The sequence below is a fragment of the Sorangium sp. So ce1335 genome, assembly GCF_051521615.1.
Taxonomy (GTDB): domain Bacteria; phylum Myxococcota_A; class Polyangia; order Polyangiales; family Polyangiaceae; genus Sorangium.
Genome location: NZ_CP150363.1, coordinates 4395313 through 4416572, shown reverse-complemented (window position 1 = coordinate 4416572; position 21260 = coordinate 4395313). Strand labels below are relative to the sequence as shown.

Below are 21260 nucleotides of genomic sequence, written 5' to 3'. Positions count from 1 at the left end.
GGCGGGAACCGCTGAGGAGACCCGGCAGCGGTAGCGGGAATCCCTGCCGAGACCCGGCAGCGGTAGCGGGAACCCCTGCCGAGACCCGGCAGCGGTAGCGGGAACCCCTGCCGAGACCCGGCAGGGACGAGCCGGATCCCGACGGCTTCTCCTCTTGACGCGCAGGGTCATCAGGGGGCATGGCGCCGGACTCTGGCCCGGCGGGCGACGTGCTGACCCGGACGGGCCTCGTGCGCTGCACGCACGTGGGGAGTCGGGGATGGAGCGCCGTGACGATCGGCTCGGCGAGAGCGGCCGCTGCCACAAGTACCGCCTGGTGAAGCTCATCGCCGAGGGCGGGATGGGGCGCGTGTACGAGGCCGTCGACGAGTACCTCGACCGAACCGTCGCACTCAAGGTCGTCCGGCCGGAGCGGATGAGCGACGCCGACTTCCTCCGCGGGCACCGCAAGGAGGCGCGCGTGCTCGCCGACCTCAACCACCCGAACATCGTCCGCCTCTACGACGCGGGGGTCACCGGCGACGGCGTCATGTACATCGCGATGGAGCACGTCGACGGCGTCTCGCTGCGGCAGATGCTCCACGCGATGCGCCGCTTCGACACGCGCGTCGCGCTGTCGATCGCGATCCAGGTGGTGGACGCGATCCGGGTGGCGCACGAGGGCGGCATCGTGCACCGCGACCTCAAGCCGGAGAACGTGCTCGTCATGCAGAGCGGCCTGGTCAAGGTCGTCGACTTCGGCCTCGCGCGGCGCGTCGGGGGGCTCGCGTCGAGCGACGTGTTCTCGGATCTCGGGACGGTGCACTACATGGCGCCGGAGCAGGCGCTCCGGCGGCCGGTCGGGCGGCCGGCGGACATCTATGCCGCGGGGCTCATCCTGTACGAGATGCTCGCCGGCAAGCACGCGTTCGCCGAGAGGACCGGCGAGCTGCCGCCCCGGCAAGAGGTCTGGGCGAACCATGTCCACGCCGTACCGGCGCCGCTCGCCGACGCGATCCCGGAGGGCGCCCCGAGGAGCCTGAGCGATCTCGTGGCGCGCATGCTGGCGAAGTCGCCCGACGAGCGGCCCAGCGCGAACGAGGCGTTCGACGCGCTTACACGGGAGTTCGACGGCTGCTCCGAACAACCTCCGCAGGCCGAGGGGCAGCTCGTGCTCGATCCCAAGGTGCGCGCCTCGATCCCGTCGCTGCGCCTGGTACCAGCGGCAGAGGCCGTCCACATCGCGACGGCACCGCTCGACGCAGCGTACCGGCCCCCCGGGGCGGTGCTGCCGTTCTTGCCGCCGACCCCGGCTCCTGCGGAGCGGCACGGGCAGGAGCCGCTCACGGCAGGAGCCGGGACGACTGCGCCCGGCGCGGCCCCGGATGCCGCGGCGGTGCAAGCTCCGCGCTGGCTGACGACCGAGCGGATGCCGTCCGCGCCGCCGGCACCTCCTGCAGCGGCGCCGAGTGAGCCGCCCGTCGCCTGGCTAGCAGCGCCGCTCGCAGTAAGCTCGCCGCAGCCGTTGACGGGGCCGCTGCCTCCAGAGAAGAGCGCGGCGGCGCCGAGTGAGCGGGACGCCGTCGCCCCGACGGGCGCAAGCGAGGCAGCGCCGACCGAGGCCGTGGGCGGGCCCTTGAGGGCCGTAGCGCTGGCGGTTGCGTCGGCGCCGGCCGCACGAGCCATGCGACCCGAGCGCGAGACTCCACCAGCAGCCAGGCGTTCGTCGCCGCGGGAGGGCGGCGCAGGCGGTGCGTCGAGCCAGGTGGCGGCCGAGACGCGGCGCAAGCGTCGCGTCGGTCTCGCGGTAGGTGCGGGCGCGCTGTGCTGCGCGCTTTCCGCCTTGTGGGTGGTCCCTCGACGGACGCCGCTGGTCGAAACGCCACGCGGCAGTGCCGTGCTCTCCCCGTCGGCCACCGAGGATGCACCGCCGTCGCCGGTGGGCTCGCCGGTGCCGCCAGGCGCGCCGTCGCTCGTCGGTGTCCTGGGAGCGCCTACGCCCGTCGACGGAGCGCTCGATCCCGCAGCACGGCCCCCGGAAGCGGCGGAGACTGCCGTGTCGCAGCCGGTGGCGTTCGACGCGGCGCCTCGCCCCACCGCGCAGCCACCCGCCGCGCGGGCGGAGCTGGGCGCCGCGGGGCCGGCGAAGGTGCTCTCCAAGGCACAGGCGGGGATCGCGCCGCGCGGCGCCGCATCGGCGGCGAGGCCGACGACGAAGGCATCGCGCGCGGCGAGGATGCCGCAGGAGAACGATCCATGGGCATGGGCGGAGGAGGAGGAGAAGCTCATGAAGGGAAAGCTGCATTCGAAGACGGCACCCCCGACCCGGCCCCCTGCTTCATCGGCGCCGCGACGTGCGCCGGCGCCGCCCCGCCCGTTCTAGAGAAGGTCCGACCGGAATGAGCGACGAGGATCTGAAGAAGTACCTGCCCACCGAGGAGACGTTCCGCCGCGTCGCGGATCGGGCCGCCTCGGACGAGAACATGCGGCGGGCGCTCTCGCGCGTGGAGGCGGCGCGCGCGAGCGCCGCGGCGCCGCTCGGTCCAGCCGCGCGCGTCCCGCTCGTGCGCGCCGAGGCACGCCCGGAGGTGCGCCGGAAGGCGCCCGGCCGGCCGGGTCGATGGCGGCTCCTCGGATGGATCGCCGGCGCCGCCGTCGCGGTGAGCGCGCCCGCGCTGCTCATCTACTGGCTGTTCGTGCCGCGCGACGCGCCGCCCGGCACCGTCGAGGCCAGCGCCACGTCGGCGCCCGGCGCGCCGCTGGTGCCGTCGAGCGCGGCGGAATTGGCGGCGCCGCCGCTGCCATCGGGCGCGGCGGAATCGGCTGCGCCGCCGCTGCCATCGAGCGCGCCGGCGTCCGCTGCGCCGCTGCCATCATCGAGCGCGCCGGTGCCCTTGCCCGTGGCCGGAGCTTCCGGCGCGCCATCCGAGAGCAGCGCCGCGACCCGCGCGATCGCGGCGCCAGCGCCGTCTGCTGCACCCGCGCCGAGCGGCGGCTCTACGCCTTCAGGCGCGCGCCGCGCGCCGGCGCGCGGTGCGAACGCCGTTGCGGCACCCGGCGATCCAGGGCAGAGGATGCCGCCGCCGCGGACGACCGCGGCAGCGCCAGCGACATCGATGCCGGGGCCCTTCGCGGGACCGCCGAGGTACTGAACGATGCTTCGAAAGATCATCGCACCGATCGCGATCGCGAGCGCGCTCGTCACGGCTGCGCCGGCGCTCGCGCTGGCGGCGCCGGGAAGCGCGCGGGACGAGGTGATGACCGAGAAGGTGCGCGAGCTGCACAAGGAGGGGAACGCGCACTACGCGCGCGGCGACTACGAGCGGGCACGCGTTTCGTACCTCGCGGCGTGGGCGCTGCAGAAGCGCCTGCAGGTCGCGGGCAACCTCGCCGAGGCCGAGATGAAGCTCGGGCGCTTCCGCGAGGCGGCCGAGCACCTCGCCTACTACCTGCGCGAGGCGCCGAAGGAGCAACCGCCGCCGCCGCCGGCCGAGATCAAGGCGGCGGAGGCGCTGTACGCGGCGGCGCGCGCGGAGGTGGGCGCGCTGTCGATCGCGACGCTCGAGAACGGCGCCGAGATCCTGGTCGACGGCGAGGTGGTGGGGGTCGCGCCGCTGCCGGGCCCGGTGTTCGTGGAGCCCGGGATGCACACGGTCTCGGCGCGGCGAGGCAAGCGGTTCGGGGCGCGCCAGGCGCGGGTCGAGAAGGGCGGCGAAGCGTCGGTCGAGCTGGAGCTCGCGGACGGGAACCTGGGCGCGTCGACGACGCTGCTGCGCACGGAGCCGCAGGAGAGCGCTGCTCTGGAGTCACCGGCAAGCACGGCACCGGAGCGGCCGGCGGGCGGGACGCGCGTGCCGGTCGTGCCCGTCGTGATCGGCGGAGCGCTCGGGGTGGTGGGCCTCGGCGTGGGCGTCGGGTTCACGCTGGCGGCGAACGCGAAGGGAACGGAGATCGACGGGCCGCTGCGCGTCGGCGACGGCAGCCGGTCGGCTTGCTACCAGAGCCGGAGCGCGGCGTGCGCGAGGCTCGCGGAGGCGGTCGACGACCTGGATGCGCTCACGAGCGCGGCGGTGGTCGGGTACGTCGTGGGGGGCGCTGCGCTCGCGGCGACCGCGGGGTACGTGCTGTGGTCGAGGTCCGCGGGAGACAGCGAGGGCAGGGCGCAGGTGACGGCGGCGCCGTGGCTTGCGCCCGGCGGCGGAGGGGTCGGCGTGGCGGGGCGCTTCTGACGTGTGGGAACAGCGGCAGGTGAAGCGTTGGAGGCGGTGAGGAAGCCGATGCGAGGCAGGCCGAAGGCGAGGGGCTGGCAGGTCGCGGTGGCGAGCGCGGCGCTGGGGATGGCGGCGGCGGCAGGGAGCAGCCTGGCCGGGGGCTGCAGCTCGCCGTGCGAGCGGTCGCAGACCTGTCCGCCGGAGGCGTCGGGCGCGACTGGGGGCGGCGGCGTGCCGTCGACGTGCGTGCCGAGCGAGAGCGGAGCGCCGGTCGACGACGCGTGCGGCGTGTTCGTGGCGGCGGCCGGCGACGACGGCGCGGAGGGGACGAAGGCGGCGCCGCTCGGGACGCTGGGGGCGGCGATCGCTCGGGCGCGGGAGAACGGGACGGGGCGGGTGTATGCGTGCGCCGAGACGTTCGAGGTCGAGGCGGCGGTGGAGATGCCGGCGGGGGTGACGCTCTACGGCGGGCTCGACTGCGCGAAGGGGTGGGCCTACGCGGGAGCGGGCGGAGGAGAGAGCGACGGCGCGAGGACGACGCTGACGGCGAGAGCGGGCGTGATCCCGCTGGTGATGCGGGGCGGCGAGGGGGTGGCGCGGATCGAGGATGTGGCGGTCGTCGCGAAGGGGATCGACGCGGGCGATCCGGAGAAGCGCGGGCTGTCGTCGATCGCCGCCGTGGCGGACGCGGTGGCGGTGGAGCTGGTGCGCTGCGCGCTGGAGGCGGGCGACGCGGCGCCGGGGCAAGACGGCGCGGCGCACGCGGAGGCGGCGCAGCGAGGGGGCGACGGGAGCGCGGGGAACGCGGCGTGCTCGGCGGACATCGTCGTGCCGGCGAACGCACCGGTGAATGCGTGCGGTGCGCCGGAAGATCCGAGTGACGATTCGTTTGGCGGCAGTGGCGGCGTGGGATTCCAGAGCAGCGGCGGTGCAGGAAGCCCCGGCGGTCCTGGCGATGTGACGAACGGCGGCGCCGGCGAGTTCGCTGCGGCGTGCATGCCCGGCACCGCGGGCGACAACGGTGCCGACGGCGAGCCCGGCGCGGGCGCGCAGGGCCTCGGAGAGATCGCGGCCAGTGGCTACACGGGCGTCGCGGGCAACGGCGGCGCGCCCGGGACCACCGCGCAGGGCGGCGGCGGTGGGGGGGGCGCCAAGGGCGGCGTCGCCGCCGGCCAGTGCACGGCCGGCTCGGCGGGAGGCGCCAGCGGCGGCTCCGGCGGTGCGGGAGGCTGCGGGGGCGCGGGCGGAAGGGGTGGCGGCGCGGGCGGGTCCAGCATCGCGCTGGTGAGCCTCGATGCGACGCTCCTGTTCGAGGACGTGACGATCGCCACGGGACGCGGCGGCGACGGTGGCGCTGGCGGTCCTGGTCAGGACGGCGGCGCGGCAGGCGCGGGCGGTCCTGGTGGCGGCGTGCCGGAGGACGCCGCGGGGCTACGGCCAGGCTGCGCCGGAGGTCCCGGCGGCACCGGCGGGCGTGGCGGCATCGGAGGCGGCGGGCTCGGTGGGCATGCGCTCGGCATCGCGCACGTGGGCGCGGCGCCACCGACAGACGGCGTCACGTTCGCGGTGGGCGAGGCCGGCGCGGGCGGCGTCGGCGCGGACGAGGAGCACAGCGGCGCGCCGGGGCTCAAGGCCGACGCCATGGCGTTCGCGCAGGGCGAGAGGCGCTGAGCGCGCTTGGCCGAAGGCTGAGCGGAGCTGACGGCGCGGCTCACGATGACGGCGCTCGAGGCGGCTCGGCTCGGCGACTCGATCGCACATAGCAGCGCGTGGTCAGGTCTGTTGACCGGCGCCGTCGTAGGCGTCGCGATGGCAGCGACGGTCGTGGCTGTCGTCGGCACCGGCGGCGTGGCCGCGGTGTTCATCGGGGCGGGCATCGCGGCGGCGGGCGCGGGCGGCGGGCTCGCGGGCGCGTACATCGGCGAGCTCATTCCTGGCGACGTCAAGGGCACAGTGGCCACGGGCTCGCCCGACACATTCTTCGGCAAGGAGCGCCGCAGCGCGGTGCGCGCCGGGCTCGACATCGTCGCGTGCGCCGACCACGGCGTGGTGCGCGTCGCGCAGGGCAGCGCGACGACGTTCGTCAACGGCAAGCCGCTGGCGCGCAGCACCGAGAAGACCGAGTGCGGCGCGATCCTGCGCGAGGGGATCGCGACGGTGATCATCGGCGGCGACACGGCGCTGGCGCCGGGCATGGCGGTGGCGGACGAGGTGCCGCCATGGGCGAAGACAACGCTCACCGTGGTGATGTGGGGCGGCGCGATCGTCGCCACGGGTGGCGCCGCCGCCGCGGTCGGCTGGGGCGCTGCGCTCGCAGGGCTCGGCGGTTCGGTCGCGGGCGGCGCGGGGCTTGGATGGGCCGGCGGCAAGGTCGGCCGGCACTACGGCGGCGAGCTCGGCGCGCGCATCGGCGAGGTGATCGGCGGAACGGTGGGTGGCATCGCGGGCGGGCTCGTCGGGGCGCGCATCGGTGAGCTGGTGCTCCGCGGCGGAGGCCCCTCAGTCGAGACTACCAGAACGGCGCCCGCAAAAAAGAGCGAGCCGGTGAGACCGGCTGATGCTGGAGAGCAGCCAACGGTGGCAGAGTATGCGGAAGCCGCGACGCCGGATGTTCTCGCCAGTCCAGCGACATCTGCAACAAAGCCTTCTGGAAGGAATTCGACAGAACCCAAAGGAGATGGAAAAGTTTCCCCAGCCGGACGTACGGCAGAACATGATCCTGCCGCGAGAGTGGAGCCGACGAAAGCTCAACCGCCGAGGGAGGCCTCCAGCGATCCAGTCGCGGCGAGGCGAGCCGAACTCTCTGTAGAGAGAGGAAAGATCACATCGAAGACCCGGGCGGAAGCGGACTCAATCTTGCAGGCCGAGCAAGAGGGCCTAGTCAGTGGGACAGCGCGCCGGACGGACGCTCGCCTGGGTGAACCCGATCACGACTTTGTCTTGGAAGGCGAGACCACTGGGAAGAAAGTCTACGTGGATATCAAGACGCCTGTCGATCCGAAGTACCGTCCACTGTCGCAGCAGGCATCAGACATCGCAGGTCATGTAAAAGGATACGGCACAGACGTCGAGGTCATCGTTGATCTTAAGAACTTGACCCCATCGCAGAAAGAGCAGTTCCTCGCGGATCTTCAAGGAACCGGCGCCGGACCCCCAAGAACAAAGATTCTGAATCGATAGCCAGCCTACGCCAGCCCACGACAGGTATCCAATCTGTGCAGGTGCCGACATGTCATACACCCGGATTGAATGTGCAGCATTACAGCGCATGCTCGCCATGCACCGGAAGTGGCTCATGGAAGTCTCTTCCGGTGCGACGGAAGAACAAGGAGCTCGATTGGTACTGTACGAACACGAGATTTCCGAATGTGTGATAGAGAACGAGACGCTCTCGGACGCTGAGCTCGTGCGGTGCGCATTTCGAGAGCTTGTTGCCAAGAGGTGCGATTTTTCATACGTAAACATGATCGACGCCGTGCTTGAGCGCGCCTCTATGCTCGATTGTGACTTCAGGAAGGCGGACATGCGATCCGCACGCTGTGCAGGCGCCATGTTTTACGGGAGCGACCTTGCTCGTGCAGATTTTACCGACGCCGATCTCCGTGGCACGATCTTACGTAATTGTAATCTTGGTGGCGCATGGCTCATCAATGCTGATCTGAGGGATGCCGAACTGGAGAATGTAAGCCTGAGCGAGACGAGGTTCGTTGGAACCAAGCTGGGCGGCGTCAAGCATTGGCGCGTAGACGAGCTCGAAAAAGCACACTTCGATAGTGTAGACATTGGCGACGCGCACGTTTCAGGAGACGTTGCCATGAACTACATACGTGACCTGTGCCTGCGGAACAGCTAGGGTCCTTGATGGTGCGGAAGTCACTGAGGTTGAGTCAGGCTTTGGCAGAGCACGGTCCCGCGGATGGTATGACCGTGCGATGATGGGGCGACACAGCTGACAATACGTAGTCTTCGGAGCCCGGCATCGGACCCCTCATCCGTCATATCGAAGTCCGCCAGAGGATCGAAGCACATCCCGTCCGGCTAGGCGCTACCGGGTACGGATTGGTCGACGCTCGGCTCAGCGTCACAAAGCAAAGGCCGGAAGGACTGAATTTGACTTCGGAGACGTCTGGGATCACGTCGGAGATGGGCTCTCGTGACTCGAAGCCCCAGAGCTGAACGCCGAACTCGGCCACCGCCGCGAACAAGCCAGCTTCACCTCCGTGCTCCAAGGCGAGAACCTCTCCGGCCCGCACGTGACGAGTGTCGACTCGATGAAGCGGATCGAGCTCCCACCATTCAATCCGATCCGGATGGCGGTATGCCGCGACGAGTCGTTCCCCTGTGGCGTCGATGACGATGCCCACGACGTCATCATCCCACTGCGTGGGGTCGAGCGCGCCCGCCGACCAAGTTCGGGGATTGTCCATGTCCTGCAGGTCCGACCAGCGAAGTTTCCCGGTGGTCGGTTCGAGACCAAGCAGCCATGGCTCCCGCGGATGCCATGCGCAGATGTTCGCGTCTCCTTGCATTTTGTACCAGCGCCACGAGCCCGTATCGAAGATGACCAAAGCATCGGCACAGACCATGAGCCGAGATGCGTCGGGAGAGAACGCCATGCGAGGGTAATACTGGCCCCAGCCATACGACACGAGCCGTGGGCCGCCCTCGCCCTGCAGCGGGCATGCGAGGAGGACCATGTCGTGAGTGTTGACCGCGGCCACCCCGGCCTCGCGCGAGACCGCCAGCCGCGGATACCCGCCGCTTGCCGGGCTCGCCACCGCCGTACCGAGCGCACGCGATGCAGGACCCAAAATCTGGTCAGCAGCAAACACCAGCTCGGCCTTTTGTATCCGCGGTTCCACCGCGACACGCCACAGCTCGGCCGACGGCGTGGTCACGAGAAGGGTATCGTCGTCCCAGAACGCCACGTCCACCGCATCTACCTCGAAGGACAGGGCTCGCACGCGCTCGATCTTCATCGTCGGTGCTCCTCCGCCGGCCCAACGGCTGGGGTTGCGGCCGCGCGCGGGTGCGCCGAGCGCACCCACGCGTCGGTCGGCAAACCCTTGATATGCGGATTCATGCGCGCTGCTCCTATTCAGGGAAGCGAAGTGTCTCGACGGCGATGCCGTCTGCTCCCGACGTCGTGCTGCCGTCATGGTTCCAGCTCATGCCGCCCTTGCCCGGCGGCCCCATCTCGAAGGTGACCCCCTCCAGCGTGAGCTGGTCCTCGTCGCGGTAGGCGATGCCGATCGAGTCGCCGCCGCGCCCCGGGCCACCGAAACCGCCCTCGCCGCCGTAGCCGCCCGACCCCCCGCCACACGACCAGGTGCCGTCCCCGACGGCGCCCCCCGGCGCTCCTCGACCGCCTGGCCCACCGCGCTCCGGCGGGCCCCCGTCGCCCCCCGGTCCCCCGTCGCGCGTCGCGATCACGCTGTCGCGCACCGTGAGCTTCGCCCCGTGGAGCGCGACGATCCCGATGCTCGGGTGCCCGTTCGCTCCCCCTCGACCGCCTCGTCCGCCGCAGCCGCCGGCGCCTCCGGAGCCACCGCCGGCGCCGCCCTTCGAGGCCACGCCGCACACGGCGAGCCCGCCGCGACGGCCACCGCCGCCGCCGCCACCTTGACCGGGCATGCCCCTGCCGCCCTCGCCGGCCGTGTCGCCCTCCCAGCCCTTCTCGCTGATGCGCCCGATGCCCTCACCTCCCGGCCCCACCGTGCCCAGGGCCCCAGAGCTCCCGGGAGACCCGCCGTGGCAGCCGGCGTTCTCCCGGTCCGCATGGCCGCCGCGCCCTGAGCTCGTGGGGTTCGGCGTCGGGGCCGGGGCGCCGGCTTCGCCATCCTCGGCACCGTCGGGCAACCCGTCGCCGCCCTTGCCGCCAGTGCTCGGCGCGCCGCCCTCACAGGGGGTCACCACCGCCGGCCCCCCGGCGACGGTGGCGGCGGTACACGCGTCCCCGCCGTACAGCCCGTCGGGGCCGGTCGCAGCTCGGTTCGGCCAGGGCCACTCCTCGCCATCAGCGCCACGCCATCCATAGTAGGCCTCAATCTTGCTTCGGATGATCTCCACGGCCGTGTTCGGCTCGATGATCATCGAGATCGGCCCATCCCCGTCCAGGAACATGCCGGCGATCGTCGATACGCCGTCCACGGCCCCCGTATCGCTCGGGCTCGCCGGCTCGACGACCAACATCGGACCGGCGTAGTGTGTGCCTGCGCTGTCCAGCCCGGATACCTTCTTATTATCGTCGCGCCCCCAATGTCGACAGTGGAAGCCTCCCAGCAGATCGACGCCCGAAGGCAAGCGCACGTTCTCGCTGAAGTTATCGTTGCAGACGAAGACGCGCCCTCGTCCGGTGCGCGCCATGTTGATGGCGCGCTGAACGGAGAATACAGGTTTCTCCTTCGTTCCGGGGTTGCTGTCGTCGCCGAGCCCGTAGAACCCGGCGACGAACACGCCGCAACCATCGTCGAGGATATCGGCGGCGATATGCTCCAGGCAGACCGCTTCCGGCGGCGAATCGCCTTGGCACGAGCCTCCACCGCAGGGCGATTCCCCAGCATCGCCCGGGCCGGGGGCGGTCCCGCAGCCGATCGCCCACGGTGATAACATGAGGGAGAGGGCTGCAACAGTCGTCTTTCTCATGGGCGTCTCCTGTCGCGAGGTACCCGCACCGGGCGGTTCATTGCGGAACTTCCGGCTCGGGTGCGTCGAACCGATACCAGAATCGGGCACCCCCCCGAACTCCCTGGCCCCTCTTGTCCTCCGAGGCTGCGTTGCCGGCGAGCCCCCCCTCGCCGCCGCTGCCGTGGGTGACGATCGCGTCCGAGGCAAGCGTCACCGTGGCGGCTACCGACGCAATCCCGAACGAGTGGCCGCCGAGGCCGCCACCGGCATCGCCCCCGCGGCCGCCGTCGCCGCCATTGCCACCGCCGCACGCGTGCCACATTTCGGTTCCAGCGTAACCAAGCCCGCCGGGGGCCCCGGACCGCCCAACCCCGCCCAGTTGGCCCGTTCCGCCGACGCCACCGCGGCCACCATCGCCCGTGACGACCTCGCTGTCCTCGATGGTCAGGACGCTCCCCTGCAAGGCAATGAACCCGATGCTCGCGCCGCCGTAGCCGCCCCCCTTGCCTCCGAGGCCACCGCAGCCGCCGCCGCCGCCGGAGCCGCCGGCCGCGCCGCCCTGTGGCAGACCTGCGCGACAGGCCGTCATGGGACCGCGCGACTTGCTGCCGCCTCCACCGCCCCCGCCCTGGCCGATGCCACCCTTCTTTCCGTCCCCGCCCCGAACGCCGATCCAGCCGTCAACGTCGAGGTACCCCACGCCCGTCGCGCCGGCAGCACGGGCGCTGTCGTCGCCCTTGGCTCCATCCTCACCCAGCTTGCATCTCTCACTCGCGGCGCCGGCCCCCCCAAGGCCGTGGCCTTCCGGATTCTCCGCGGGCGCTGGCTGTCCCGTAGTGCCATCGCCGCCCGCATCCATCCTGCCATCACCCCCATACCCGCCCGTCGACTCGGTGCCATCGCCACAAACGGTCACGACCGGTCGGGCCCCCTTCACGACATCCGCCGTGCAGGCGTCCGCGCCGTCGTTGCCCAGCGCGCCGTCCTCGGCACGGTCCGCGGGCGCGTCCTCTCCCGCTTCCCCGTCCTTGCCGTCGGCGGCCTGCACCTCGCTCGATCGCACGACGGCCCTCGCACCGGAGCTCAAGATCACCGCGATCGACGACTTGCCATCCCTCGCGGAGGCAGGGGCCGCCACGACGCGCACGCCGAAGATCATGGACGTCGCGCCCGTGGCGTCCTCCTCGGCCCCGAGGACGCGCAGCGGGATCCCTGCCGGCGGCGCGATGGTGGTCAACGCATCAGGCCCCCCGAACGACCCTCCGTACGACCAATCGCCGCCATCGCAGCGACGGCCGCCCCAGAGGTCGACGCCCGAGGGCAGCGTGATCGCCTCCTCGAACGCCCCGCCGCAAGCGTACACCCGCCGGGTCGGCGCCTCGCCGTTGCCTCGCCCGCTCGCGGCGAGCCCGACGGCGTGCTGCAACGTCCTCACCGGCGCATCCTTCGTGCCGGGGTTGTCGTCCTTGCCCTGCTCGCTGACGAACACCCCGCACTTGTCGAGCGCCGGCGCGCTCTGGGGGTGCCCCTCGCACGGTCCAGGCGGCGGCTCCGGATCGGGCGCGCACGCATACACGTCCCAGCAAACGTCGGCGTACGTGCACGCCGTCAATGAGCTGGCGCTCCACGCGCAGAGCGCGAGCGCCAGGACCGACGTCCTCGTGCTTCGGCCTTCCCGCGAACGCGTCTCCACGGCTCCCTGTGTCCTCACCACAGCCCCCCGATGTTCACGGCCATCCCGTGCCCGGTCGCGACGGGCGAGACGTGGATCCGCTCCTGAGCCGGCGTGCGTCCCAGGAAGGAGAAGTCCGTGAAGAAGGACGCCGCGGTCGCCGCCCCAACGACGCCCCCTGCGATGACCAGGACCGTGCCCGCGACGCCGGAGAGGTTGCGCTCGTCCCGCAGACTGCGCAGCTCGGCACACGCGGAGCGCTGCGGCGCTTGCCAGCACATCGACACGCTCGTCGTCGGATCGCGGGCGAGCCCGTCCCGCCGCTCGCTCAGGTCGCCGTCAAGCCTGCTGGCCCGGATCATGAGGAGGCTGCCCGCCGACACGGTGGCCGTCGTGACGGCGATCCCCGCGATGCGCAGCGTCCCCGGCCACGAGGCCCACGGGCTGGGGGCCTGCGTCCGAAGAGCCGGCGTAGAGCGCAACGCCTTGGGTGTCTCCTTCGGTGCTGCCTCCGCCACCTCCTTGGTACTGCCCGAGGAGCGAGCCAACTGCATCACCATCTTGTGCTCCTGTCCCGGGATGGCGGTGAACATCTGGAGCGACTCCTCACGTCCCGGCGCGCCGGCCCGCACCATGCGTTCCCCGGCCTCGACGAACAGCGTGTGGGTCCGCGACTTCCTGCCGACGAGTTTGCCGTCGACGATCACCTCGGCGTCCGGCGGATCGACCGCGAGCAACAGCGTCGCGACGTGCGCCGTTGCCTTCCGCAACCCGGCCTCGAAGCGGAGCTGGAGGGCTACAGGGAGCGCCTCGCGTTGCTCGAGGCTCCAGGCGAGGTGCTCGGCCGCGTCGCGGTAGCTGCGCAACCTCAGCGCGCAGAGCCCGAGCTCCCCGGCGATCTCCGCGCGCTCTCTCTCCATTGTCGACGATGGCTCTGCTGCCTCCAGGGCTCTCTTGTAGGCATCATAGGCCTCGGTCCACTTTCCCGCTGCACGCGCCCTCTGCCCGGCGCGCACAAGGTCTTTCACTGTCGACCCATCGCTTCGTCGCGGCGTCCCGGCGATGTTCTGAGCGCTGGCCGGGCTCATAAGGCCGGTGGCGGCAACCAGCATCCAACAGATTGACAGTGAACGTAGAGCGCACCGCATGGTGCGCGACGGTACTGACGCCGTCGTCGCGGCGTCAACCCGTGGGGATGTCCGTCAAATGAACCACACATGAGAAAGAACAGAACCATCCAGGAATGCGTTGGTCCGTCTCGCCGCGACGGAACTGCAGGAGGGGGCACACGGCTCTACCACAATGACATACATTATCCGACCGAAGTTGACCGCCGCTTCATTTTCTTGAAGCCTTCAGGGCTGCTCAGGTGTGCTACCCGCCGTGGCCAAGCCAGCGCTCACCTCCATCGGCTTCGACCTCTTCCGGCGCCTGGTCGTCCGTCAGGGGGTCCCGGTGCGAGACGCGGAGGACGTCGCGCAGGAGGCACTACTGCGGGGCTTGGAGGCGGACCAGCGCATCGAGCAGGGCGGGGATTCGGCGCCGTACCGCATCACGATCGCGCTCAATCAGGCGCGCAACCATGTGCGCGACGCGGGCCGCCGCGGCGAGGTCCTGACGTCCTTCGACGAGCGCGACCTCCATGGAGGGGGCCCCACGCCGGAAGACCTGCTCCGCCTGCGGCAGCGGGCAGAGCTCATGCGACGCCTGATGGCTCAGGTCGACCCCAAGTACCGGGACATCCTCATCAGGCACGAGCTGGAGGAGACACCGCTGGTCGAGATCGCGGCCGAGCTCGGGCTCAACATCCGGACGGTGAAGACGCAGTACCGGCGGGCGCGCGAGGAGCTGAACGCGCAGATGCGCCGGTGGCAGGCGCATCAGGATTCTCGCGGCTGGGGAAAGGACGCCTGCGTTGCGGCACCGCTCACCTTCGGGTTCCGCGATCGCGCCTCGTGGGTGGCGACCCTGCGCCGTTTCGGGATGAGGTTGCTCGTGCAGGGGGCGTTCGTCGTTCTGGCGGGCGCTCTCGTCTCCGGCGCGGCGCCCCTGCCCGGCCTGACATCGTGGCTGCGCCCGTCGGCCGTGCGGGCGGTTGAGCCCGCGCCCACCGCAGAGGACGTCGTGGCGCCCGCCCTGGCAGACGGCGCCGTCATCGCCGCGCACGCCGCCTCGTCGCCGGTCGGAGATAGCAACGCCGGCGTTGGGGTCGTCGTGAGCAGCACGGCCGCTCCCGCGGTGACGACGGCTCCTCGTCCCGCCTCGCCGGCGGGCGCCGTGCGCCCCGCCGTCAGCCAGCGGGAGAGGAGCCTGGTCAACAAGGCCCGGAGGGCAATCGAGGCCCATACCGCCCTCGGTTACCTCGAGGCGCGCTGGCTGCTCGAGGCTCACGCGCGAGAGTTCCCGCGCGGGCCGTTCGCTGCGGAGCGCGAAGCGCTACTCAGACAGATCCGCTGAATCGTCGGCTGCTCACTGGCGATAACTCCGATGCTGTCGTCGGCAGCAGAAGGCCGAGATCCGTCTCGCGTCGGGCAAGAAGACGCACGTCCAGGAGGAGGAACACATGGAGGAAGTGCTGGGTGCGATGTGGCTCGTCTCGCCGCTCGGGCTCGCGATGATCGCCTGCGTCGCGATCGGTTTCGCGGTCACGGCGCGCGAGGCGATGGGACGCGAACGCGGGCTGCGCGAGGCGCGTGAGCAGGCGCATGACGACGAGGAGTCTACCCTCGCCGAGGCGAAGGTGGAGCGGGAGCTCGGGCGATACCAGCGCCTGCTGGACTGCCATGTGGATGCGCTGATCGCCGCGACGACCGGCGCCGGGGCACGTCCGGTCCCCTGGCCGGGCAGGGTCATCGAATCGTTCTGCGCGACCATCCCCGCATGGCAGCGAAAGCTGGCCGAGAACACCGGGCTAGAACCAAGGGACGTGGAGCGGCTGCTGCACAGCGAGCTTCCGATCACCCCCGGCCTCGCGCGCCAGCTTGAGACGTTCACGGGCGCGCCAGCTCGGTACTGGGAGCGCCTATGGCGCCTGCACGACGCCTACCGCACCGACGCGGAGGACACCGTGGTGATCGCGCTCGGGGGGCCCATCACCAGGCGGGAGAGCTCGACGGCTACCGCGATGGCGCCAACGCCAAGGTCGGTGCCACCGCCCGGGCCGCCCACCGTGCCCGCTCCCGCGCTCGACGTACCTCCGCCCGTGGTGCCGCCGCTTGAGGGCGTGTCCAGGAGCCCACAGGCGAAGCTCCCGCCACCTCCACGGCCGCGGCTGAGGCCGCCGCTCCCCGCTCGCACAATGTCGGGGGCTGAGTTCGCGTGTCGCGCTGCCGAGCTCACGAGCTTTCCGGTACAGCAAGACGACGGCGGATCCATGCCCGCACGAGGCGCCGATTGGGAGGACGTTGAGCGTTCGCCACTGGGCATGACCCTACCGGGCGTAGGAAGCCAGGGAGCAGACTAGCTGCGACAGTCCGTCGATGTAAACGGCCGTTCGAGTGGGAAATGCACGCCTCGCCTGGCGCGATCGCGCGGTGTCCGAACGCCACGGGTCGCAAGGAACAACCCGACGAATGCCGAGCCACAAGCGTCCGTTCGGCCTCAGTCAAGGACAGAGGCCCAGATGCTGTCCCGAGATGAAGGTCATCGGAGTTCTGGGAGGTCCAGATCCGTCGGCATATCAAAAGAGGACAAATGGGAGCCGAAAGTAAAGGAGCGAACCTCAAGCAGTTGACCGAGCGAATGGAATGGCGCATTGTTCCGCTGAGCAAGAGCCATGTGCAGGCGCTCATCGAAGAGGGCTTCAACGCGTACTACAGCGCTCCAGCGGGCAAGGTAGCGACAGCGCTGCTGACGTTGGCTCGCTTGGTCCTGGACGAGGCGACCCCTGGAGATCGAAACGATCCTGAAGCTACTGAAGCCCATGTGCCGATCTGTCGCATCTCACCGCTCGAGGAGGTGCTGACCCGTTGGGCTGAGATCGGCGAAGAAGAGCAAAAACGAGTAGTTACAATCCTGGACGCCATGGGCGCCAAGGACCCCGTTGCCCGTGCCGCCCACGCGGTTCTGGTCTGGGCCGCGCAGGTGTACAAACTCGCCACGAGAACCGATGTAAATAGTTGATTTGCGGCGATGTCTCAGCGCCGCCTGCTCGGGCCAGCCTCTGTAGCTGCCCGCGTCGAATCACTCGGTACAACCCCGAGGGATCCCCTTATCTTCTGGAGCTTTTGGCCGTTTCTGTCACCATAGAGCACGCCTCCGACAACCACCCCGAAGAGCCGGCACGCCGACCGCAGGCGGGTATTGCGCATCAACAGCGTAATATTGTAACGTACGTCGACACGCAAGCGTTACGCGGACCACAGGCGGCCTCCGTAGCCCGCTACGTCCGCCGCGGAAGGCCCACAACGGCAGGAGATATCGCGCATGAGTGACGTCCATGGTTTCGTCGCGGAGGGCTGGGAAACGGTGGCTGACACCTTCCGCGCCAACATCAAAGATGGCACCGACCTGGGCGCGGCATTTTGCGTCTACGTCGACGGCCGTGCGGTGGTCGATCTGTGGGGCGGGCTGGCCGACCGCGAGCAGAATCGCCCCTGGGACAGGGACACGATCGCGCTCGTCGCGTCGACTACCAAGGGTGCGGTCGCAATCTGCGCCCACCTGCTCGTCGAGCGGGGTGAGCTCGATCTCGATGCCCCCGTGGTTCGGTACTGGCCGGAGTTCGGCACGGCGGGGAAAGAGGACGTCCCGGTGCGGTGGTTGCTCTCCCACCAGGCCGGCCTGCCGGTTGTCGATTCGCCGCTGACGTTCGAGGAGGCGTGCGCCTGGGCCCCGGTCATCCGAGCGCTCGAGTCGCAGAAGCCCCTGTGGAAGCCCGGGACCGAGCACCTCTACCACGCGCAGACGTTCGGGTTCCTCGTCGGAGAAGTCGTCAAGCGGATCACCGGTAAGTCCCTGGGCAGGTTCTTCGCCGACGAGGTCGCCGGACCGCTCGGGCTGTCCGCATGGATCGGGCTGCCGGAAGAATGCGAGAGCCGGGTTGCCCGGCTCGAGCACGCCCCCTTCCCCTTCGACTCGGTCGAGGGGCTGGCGAACGACTTCGCCGCCCAGATCGGGATCGATCCCGCCATGGCGTTGGAGTGGTTGCAAACCATGTACGGACCGGACTCGGTCAACATCAAGGCTGGGACAATGGGCGGCATCACCTCAGAGACCATGAATCGACGGGCGTTTCGGGCGGCGGAGTTTCCCGGCGGGAACATGTTCAGCGACGCCCACTCCATCGCCCGCATGTATGCGGCCACGGTGAGCGACGTGGACGGCATCCGTCTCCTCCACCCCGAGACGGTGGCAGCGATGACGCAAGTCCAGACCGACCGTACTGTTACCGCGCCCTCTCAAAAGTGGAGTTCGCCCCGATCTCGATCCCTATTCGTGATGGGAATCCCCTGATCGGCCGCTGCCCGCCCATCAGCGAGCCGGTGTGGGCCCGAGAGAGGAAGCCAGGGTGGAGGCTGATGCCCCGCCGTCGGCCGGCGTTCGCTGTGCATTCCTAAAACCAACCAAAAAATCTCACACAAACGTCAAGTCGCGCGACTTCGCCGCGCTGAGCGCCCTTGCATTCCCGTTCCACGACCCCAATTACCACTACACTTTGCGACACGTCAGCCCCTCGCTGACGTAAGGCCGGGGCCGAGGGAGCGGAGCATCGGCGCGAGGCCGGCCACAAAATAGGCGACGAGGGGATGCGTGTTGTGGCGACCCGTCTTCCCCTCGTCGTGCTCCGAGCACCGTGCAGGAGCGGAGCTCATGCAGGATCGTTCAAGCCGACGTCGACATCAAGCGCTGGATGACGGTGCTGCCAACGGTTGACCTCGTGCGGCCCGCGCGCTGCCCCTGCTGCGACGCGGCCGGCCGCCCCGTCAACGGCCCGCTGGTGATGCGCGGCCACGGCCTGCGCGAGCGGCTGGTGTGCGGCCCGCTCGAGCCCGGCGGCGCTCCCCAGCAGGTCACGATCCAAGCTCGACGCTACCGCTGCAGCGCCTGCGGCGCGATCGTGGTCGTAGTGCCTCGCGGGTTGCTGCACCGCCGGCGCTACTCCGCGGCGGCGATCGGCTGGGTGCTTGCTCGCATCGGGCTCGACGGCGTGAGCACGCCTGTCGCCCGCGCCGAGGTGTGCCCCTGCGCGACCCTGGGCGTCGCAGCGGCCGAGCGGTGGCTCGCGCCGTCTCGCTGGATCGAGGCCAGCCGCCGTGGACAGCTGTTCCCTCGGCTCGGGCGCCATGGCGCGGAAAGCCCCCGCGCGCAGATCGCCGAGCGCACCGCGATGCAGCTCGTGGGGCTGTCACCTCAGGGCAGCACGCGGGAGCCGGCGCCGCACCTGGCGTTCCGCGGCGCCGTGCTCGCAGCGTGATGCCCATCCGCAGGCCAACGCAAGCTCCGGCGACTCCACCACGCAGGATCGGGCACGGCGGTGCAGGAATGAGGCACTGGGTCCACATGGGTCGTCGAAGACGGACCCGTGGAAAGGACCGCTCGTGGACATCCTCAAACCCAGAGACCACGCGGAGGAGATCGCCATCTTCCGCCACGGCATGATCGGGCAGCTCTGCGCTCGCGATCTCGAGCATGGCGACCTCGTCGAAGCGCTACGCGCCCTCTCGAAGGAGCGCGTGCGACCGCCCGGGAGCTCGTGTACACGCACCTTCGCGGTGCCGACACTCGAGCGCTGGCTCTATGCCTACCGCCAGCGCGGGCTCGAAGGGCTCTGCCCTCGCGCCCGTCGCGACCGCGGGCGCGGCCGCGAGCTCGACCCGGTGCTGAGAAGGCTGCTGTGCGACATCCGCCGGGAGCACCCGGACGCTTCGGTGCCACTCATCCTGCGCACGCTCCGCGCAGACGGACGCCTGAGCGCCACGGTCAGCGCGTCGACCGTGCGTCGCCTCTTCCGTCAAGAGGGGCTCGACAAGATCCCGCAGCGCGACGGGAAAGGGCCGACGACTCGGCTCAAGTGGCAAGCCGAGCGCCCTGATGCGCTCTGGCATGGTGACGTGTGTCACGGCCCGACACTTCATCTCGACGGCCGAAGGGTCACGGTGCGGATCCACGCCCTGCTCGACGATGCCTCGCGCTTCATCGTCATCCTCTCGGTCGAGAGCGACGAGAAGGAAGACACCCTGCTGCGGCTGCTCGTCCGTGCCCTCCGGCTCTACGGAGTCCCCGATGCGCTCTACCTCGACAACGGTGCAACCTACCGTGGCGACGCCTTGCGCCTCTTCTGCTCGCGCCTCGGGATCACCCTGCTTCACGCGCGCCCCTACGACCCGCAGGCGCGTGGTAAGATGGAGCGATTCTGGCGGACGCTTCGAGAGAACGTGCTCGACCACCTGGGCTCGGTCACGTCGCTGCAGGACATCTCCTCTCGCATCCAGGCCTTCCTCGACGTCCACTACCACCCGTCGCCGCACGCCGGGCTGATGGGGCGCGCGCCGGGGCTTGTGTACGCGCCCGGGCAGCGCCAGATCGACGCCCTCTCCGAGGCTCGCCTGCGCGAGGCGCTCACGCTCCGGCAGCGTCGGCGCGTGCGCCGCGACACGACCGTCGCCCTCCGAGGACAGCTCTTCGAGCTTGATCACGGCTACCTCGCCGGCCGTGTCGTGACGGTCGCCTATTGCGTGCTCGACGAGCCTCTCGCCCCGGTCGTCGAGCTGGAGGGGCAGCGGATCCCGCTTCGCCCTGTCGACCCGGTACACAACGCGCACGTCAAGCGGCCAGCGCGCCGAGCCACGAGCGGCGGCGCGTCGGCCGCGGGGCAGCCTGTTGCCTTCGACCCGGGCGGCGCCCTGCTCGTCAAGAGCGCGCGCGACGCGGCCCTGGCGACCGGCGCGGACGAGGCCGATGGGGAGGAGGACCTCGATGCGATCTTCTGAGCTCGGCTTCTTCGGCCTTCGCACGGCCCCCTTCTCCAAGGAGCTCGACGATGCCGAGCTGTGGTTGCCCACGTCCAAGCAGGTGCTCGTCGACGATCTCGAAGCGGCGCTCCTCGAGCGTGCCAGTGTGCTCCTCGTCGGTGAGCCGGGCGTCGGCAAGACGTGTGTGCTACGGGCCTTGCGGCATCGGCTACCCCAGGCCGGATTCCGCCTGACCTACTGCCACAATGCGACGCTCGGCCGGCGCGACTTCTACCGCTATCTCTGCCACGCGCTCGGCCTGCAGCCGACCTCGAGCGCCGCGAACCTGTTCCTCGCCGTCGAGCGGCATGTCCACGAGTTGCGCAGAGATCAGATCCACCCGGTGTTTCTGCTCGACGAGGCCCATCTGCTGCACCCGGACATGATGGCGCACTTGCATATCCTCTTGAATCACGAGTGGGACAGCCGTGCTCTTCTGTCGATCGTCCTTGTTGGCCTCCCGGAGCTCGAGGGCCGCATGGCGCTGCGCTCCCATCGCTCGCTCCTCACGCGCATCCACCACCGCTTCATGATCGAGCCGGCCACGGTGGAGGACACGGCGGAGTACGTGGCCTTCCGACTGAAGGGCGCCGGTGTGGAACACGAGCTCTTCTCGCGCGAGTCGCTCGCCGCGCTGCATGAGCTCGCGTCGGGCTCGCTGCGCGAGATCGACCGCCTCGCCTCGGCGGCGATGCGGGAATCGGCGCGCCGCAAGCGCAAGCTGGTCGACCGCGAAGCGGTGGCCCGCGTCGCCGAGACGCTCACGCTCGCCTCGTCTCTCGGCTGAACGGCGGCGCACAGCCCGCGAGGCTCGTCGGC

General features: G+C 70.4%; 17 protein-coding genes. 12 read left to right on the top strand and 5 right to left on the bottom strand.

Going from position 1 to position 21260, the window contains the following annotated elements; translation table 11 throughout:
- The first annotated feature begins 259 nt into the window (after positions 1–259).
- Complete coding sequence (locus tag WMF24_RS16280) at positions 260–2362, top strand: protein kinase domain-containing protein (RefSeq protein ID WP_437737325.1); 2103 nt, start codon at positions 260–262, stop codon at positions 2360–2362.
- A gap of 300 nt (positions 2363–2662) precedes the next feature.
- On the opposite strand, the gene WMF24_RS16275 is transcribed toward WMF24_RS16280, so the two are convergent.
- The gene (locus WMF24_RS16275) at positions 2663–3151 is read right to left on the bottom strand and encodes a hypothetical protein (protein ID WP_437737324.1); all 489 of its coding nucleotides are present in this window, start codon (positions 3149–3151) and stop codon (positions 2663–2665) included.
- Here WMF24_RS16275 and WMF24_RS16270 point away from each other — a divergent pair.
- The 4 genes from WMF24_RS16270 to WMF24_RS16255 all read left to right on the top strand — a co-directional run bounded on the left by WMF24_RS16270 (position 3135) and on the right by WMF24_RS16255 (position 8043).
- Complete coding sequence (locus WMF24_RS16270; RefSeq protein ID WP_437737323.1) at positions 3135–4208, top strand: hypothetical protein; 1074 nt, start codon at positions 3135–3137, stop codon at positions 4206–4208. The two genes, WMF24_RS16275 and WMF24_RS16270, sit on opposite strands and share 17 nt — an antisense overlap.
- A 48-nt stretch (positions 4209–4256) precedes the next feature.
- Positions 4257–5861, top strand: a complete 1605-nt coding sequence (locus WMF24_RS16265; RefSeq protein ID WP_437737322.1) for a PGRS family protein — start codon at positions 4257–4259, stop codon at positions 5859–5861.
- Between the two features lie 45 nt (positions 5862–5906).
- Positions 5907–7370 carry a PAAR domain-containing protein gene (locus tag WMF24_RS16260; protein ID WP_437737321.1) on the top strand — a complete coding sequence of 488 codons (1464 nt, stop codon included), beginning with the start codon at positions 5907–5909 and terminating at the stop codon, positions 7368–7370.
- An 88-nt stretch (positions 7371–7458) separates the two neighbouring features.
- The gene (locus tag WMF24_RS16255; protein ID WP_437737320.1) at positions 7459–8043 is read left to right on the top strand and encodes a pentapeptide repeat-containing protein; all 585 of its coding nucleotides are present in this window, start codon (positions 7459–7461) and stop codon (positions 8041–8043) included.
- Between the two features lie 142 nt (positions 8044–8185).
- On the opposite strand, the gene WMF24_RS16250 is transcribed toward WMF24_RS16255, so the two are convergent.
- The 4 genes from WMF24_RS16250 to WMF24_RS16235 form a co-directional block, all read right to left on the bottom strand.
- Positions 8186–9169 (bottom strand): hypothetical protein, encoded by a 984-nt coding sequence (locus tag WMF24_RS16250; RefSeq protein WP_437737319.1) that lies wholly within the window; start codon positions 9167–9169, stop codon positions 8186–8188.
- A gap of 115 nt (positions 9170–9284) precedes the next feature.
- Positions 9285–10382 (bottom strand): hypothetical protein, encoded by a 1098-nt coding sequence (locus tag WMF24_RS16245; RefSeq protein ID WP_437737318.1) that lies wholly within the window; start codon positions 10380–10382, stop codon positions 9285–9287.
- A gap of 490 nt (positions 10383–10872) precedes the next feature.
- Positions 10873–12510, bottom strand: coding sequence for a hypothetical protein (locus tag WMF24_RS16240; protein ID WP_437737317.1), 1638 nt, complete (start codon positions 12508–12510; stop codon positions 10873–10875).
- A 14-nt stretch (positions 12511–12524) separates the two neighbouring features.
- A complete protein-coding gene (locus tag WMF24_RS16235) occupies positions 12525–13601 on the bottom strand; it encodes a tetratricopeptide repeat protein (RefSeq protein ID WP_437737316.1) in 1077 nt (358 codons plus the stop codon).
- Positions 13602–13872: 271 nt separating this feature from the next.
- On the opposite strand from WMF24_RS16235, the gene WMF24_RS16230 reads away from it, so the two are divergent.
- From WMF24_RS16230 to WMF24_RS16200, 7 genes are all read left to right on the top strand, one after another.
- On the top strand, positions 13873–14946 hold the full coding sequence (locus tag WMF24_RS16230) for a sigma-70 family RNA polymerase sigma factor (protein ID WP_437737315.1): 1074 nt from the start codon (positions 13873–13875) through the stop codon (positions 14944–14946).
- Between the two features lie 106 nt (positions 14947–15052).
- Positions 15053–15952 carry a helix-turn-helix transcriptional regulator gene (locus WMF24_RS16225; RefSeq protein ID WP_437737314.1) on the top strand — a complete coding sequence of 300 codons (900 nt, stop codon included), beginning with the start codon at positions 15053–15055 and terminating at the stop codon, positions 15950–15952.
- Between the two features lie 230 nt (positions 15953–16182).
- Complete coding sequence (locus WMF24_RS16220) at positions 16183–16611, top strand: hypothetical protein (protein WP_437737313.1); 429 nt, start codon at positions 16183–16185, stop codon at positions 16609–16611.
- A 303-nt stretch (positions 16612–16914) separates the two neighbouring features.
- A complete protein-coding gene (locus WMF24_RS16215) occupies positions 16915–17943 on the top strand; it encodes a serine hydrolase domain-containing protein (RefSeq protein WP_437737312.1) in 1029 nt (342 codons plus the stop codon).
- Positions 17944–18283: 340 nt separating this feature from the next.
- Entirely contained in the window at positions 18284–18904 is a 621-nt protein-coding gene (locus WMF24_RS16210) for a hypothetical protein (protein WP_437730027.1), read from the top strand.
- A 124-nt stretch (positions 18905–19028) separates the two neighbouring features.
- On the top strand, positions 19029–20420 hold the full coding sequence (locus WMF24_RS16205) for a DDE-type integrase/transposase/recombinase (RefSeq protein WP_437731296.1): 1392 nt from the start codon (positions 19029–19031) through the stop codon (positions 20418–20420).
- Positions 20407–21228 carry an ExeA family protein gene (locus WMF24_RS16200; RefSeq protein WP_437731295.1) on the top strand — a complete coding sequence of 274 codons (822 nt, stop codon included), beginning with the start codon at positions 20407–20409 and terminating at the stop codon, positions 21226–21228. The genes WMF24_RS16205 and WMF24_RS16200 overlap by 14 nt, the downstream gene beginning before the upstream one ends.
- Positions 21229–21260 lie beyond the last annotated feature (32 nt).

Bases quoted from the DNA above. Each gene is read 5' to 3' on its own strand.
- WMF24_RS16280 (WP_437737325.1), top strand. From the start codon at position 260: ATGGAGCGCCGTGACGATCGGCTCGGCGAGAGCGGCCGCTGCCACAAG.
- WMF24_RS16270 (WP_437737323.1), top strand. From the start codon at position 3,135: ATGCTTCGAAAGATCATCGCACCGATCGCGATCGCGAGCGCGCTCGTC.
- WMF24_RS16275 (WP_437737324.1), bottom strand. From the start codon at position 3,151: ATGATCTTTCGAAGCATCGTTCAGTACCTCGGCGGTCCCGCGAAGGGC.
- WMF24_RS16265 (WP_437737322.1), top strand. From the start codon at position 4,257: ATGCGAGGCAGGCCGAAGGCGAGGGGCTGGCAGGTCGCGGTGGCGAGC.
- WMF24_RS16260 (WP_437737321.1), top strand. From the start codon at position 5,907: ATGACGGCGCTCGAGGCGGCTCGGCTCGGCGACTCGATCGCACATAGC.
- WMF24_RS16255 (WP_437737320.1), top strand. From the start codon at position 7,459: ATGCTCGCCATGCACCGGAAGTGGCTCATGGAAGTCTCTTCCGGTGCG.
- WMF24_RS16250 (WP_437737319.1), bottom strand. From the start codon at position 9,169: ATGAAGATCGAGCGCGTGCGAGCCCTGTCCTTCGAGGTAGATGCGGTG.
- WMF24_RS16245 (WP_437737318.1), bottom strand. From the start codon at position 10,382: ATGTTGGTCGTCGAGCCGGCGAGCCCGAGCGATACGGGGGCCGTGGAC.
- WMF24_RS16235 (WP_437737316.1), bottom strand. From the start codon at position 13,601: ATGCTGGTTGCCGCCACCGGCCTTATGAGCCCGGCCAGCGCTCAGAAC.
- WMF24_RS16225 (WP_437737314.1), top strand. From the start codon at position 15,053: ATGGAGGAAGTGCTGGGTGCGATGTGGCTCGTCTCGCCGCTCGGGCTC.
- WMF24_RS16220 (WP_437737313.1), top strand. From the start codon at position 16,183: ATGGGAGCCGAAAGTAAAGGAGCGAACCTCAAGCAGTTGACCGAGCGA.
- WMF24_RS16215 (WP_437737312.1), top strand. From the start codon at position 16,915: ATGAGTGACGTCCATGGTTTCGTCGCGGAGGGCTGGGAAACGGTGGCT.
- WMF24_RS16200 (WP_437731295.1), top strand. From the start codon at position 20,407: ATGCGATCTTCTGAGCTCGGCTTCTTCGGCCTTCGCACGGCCCCCTTC.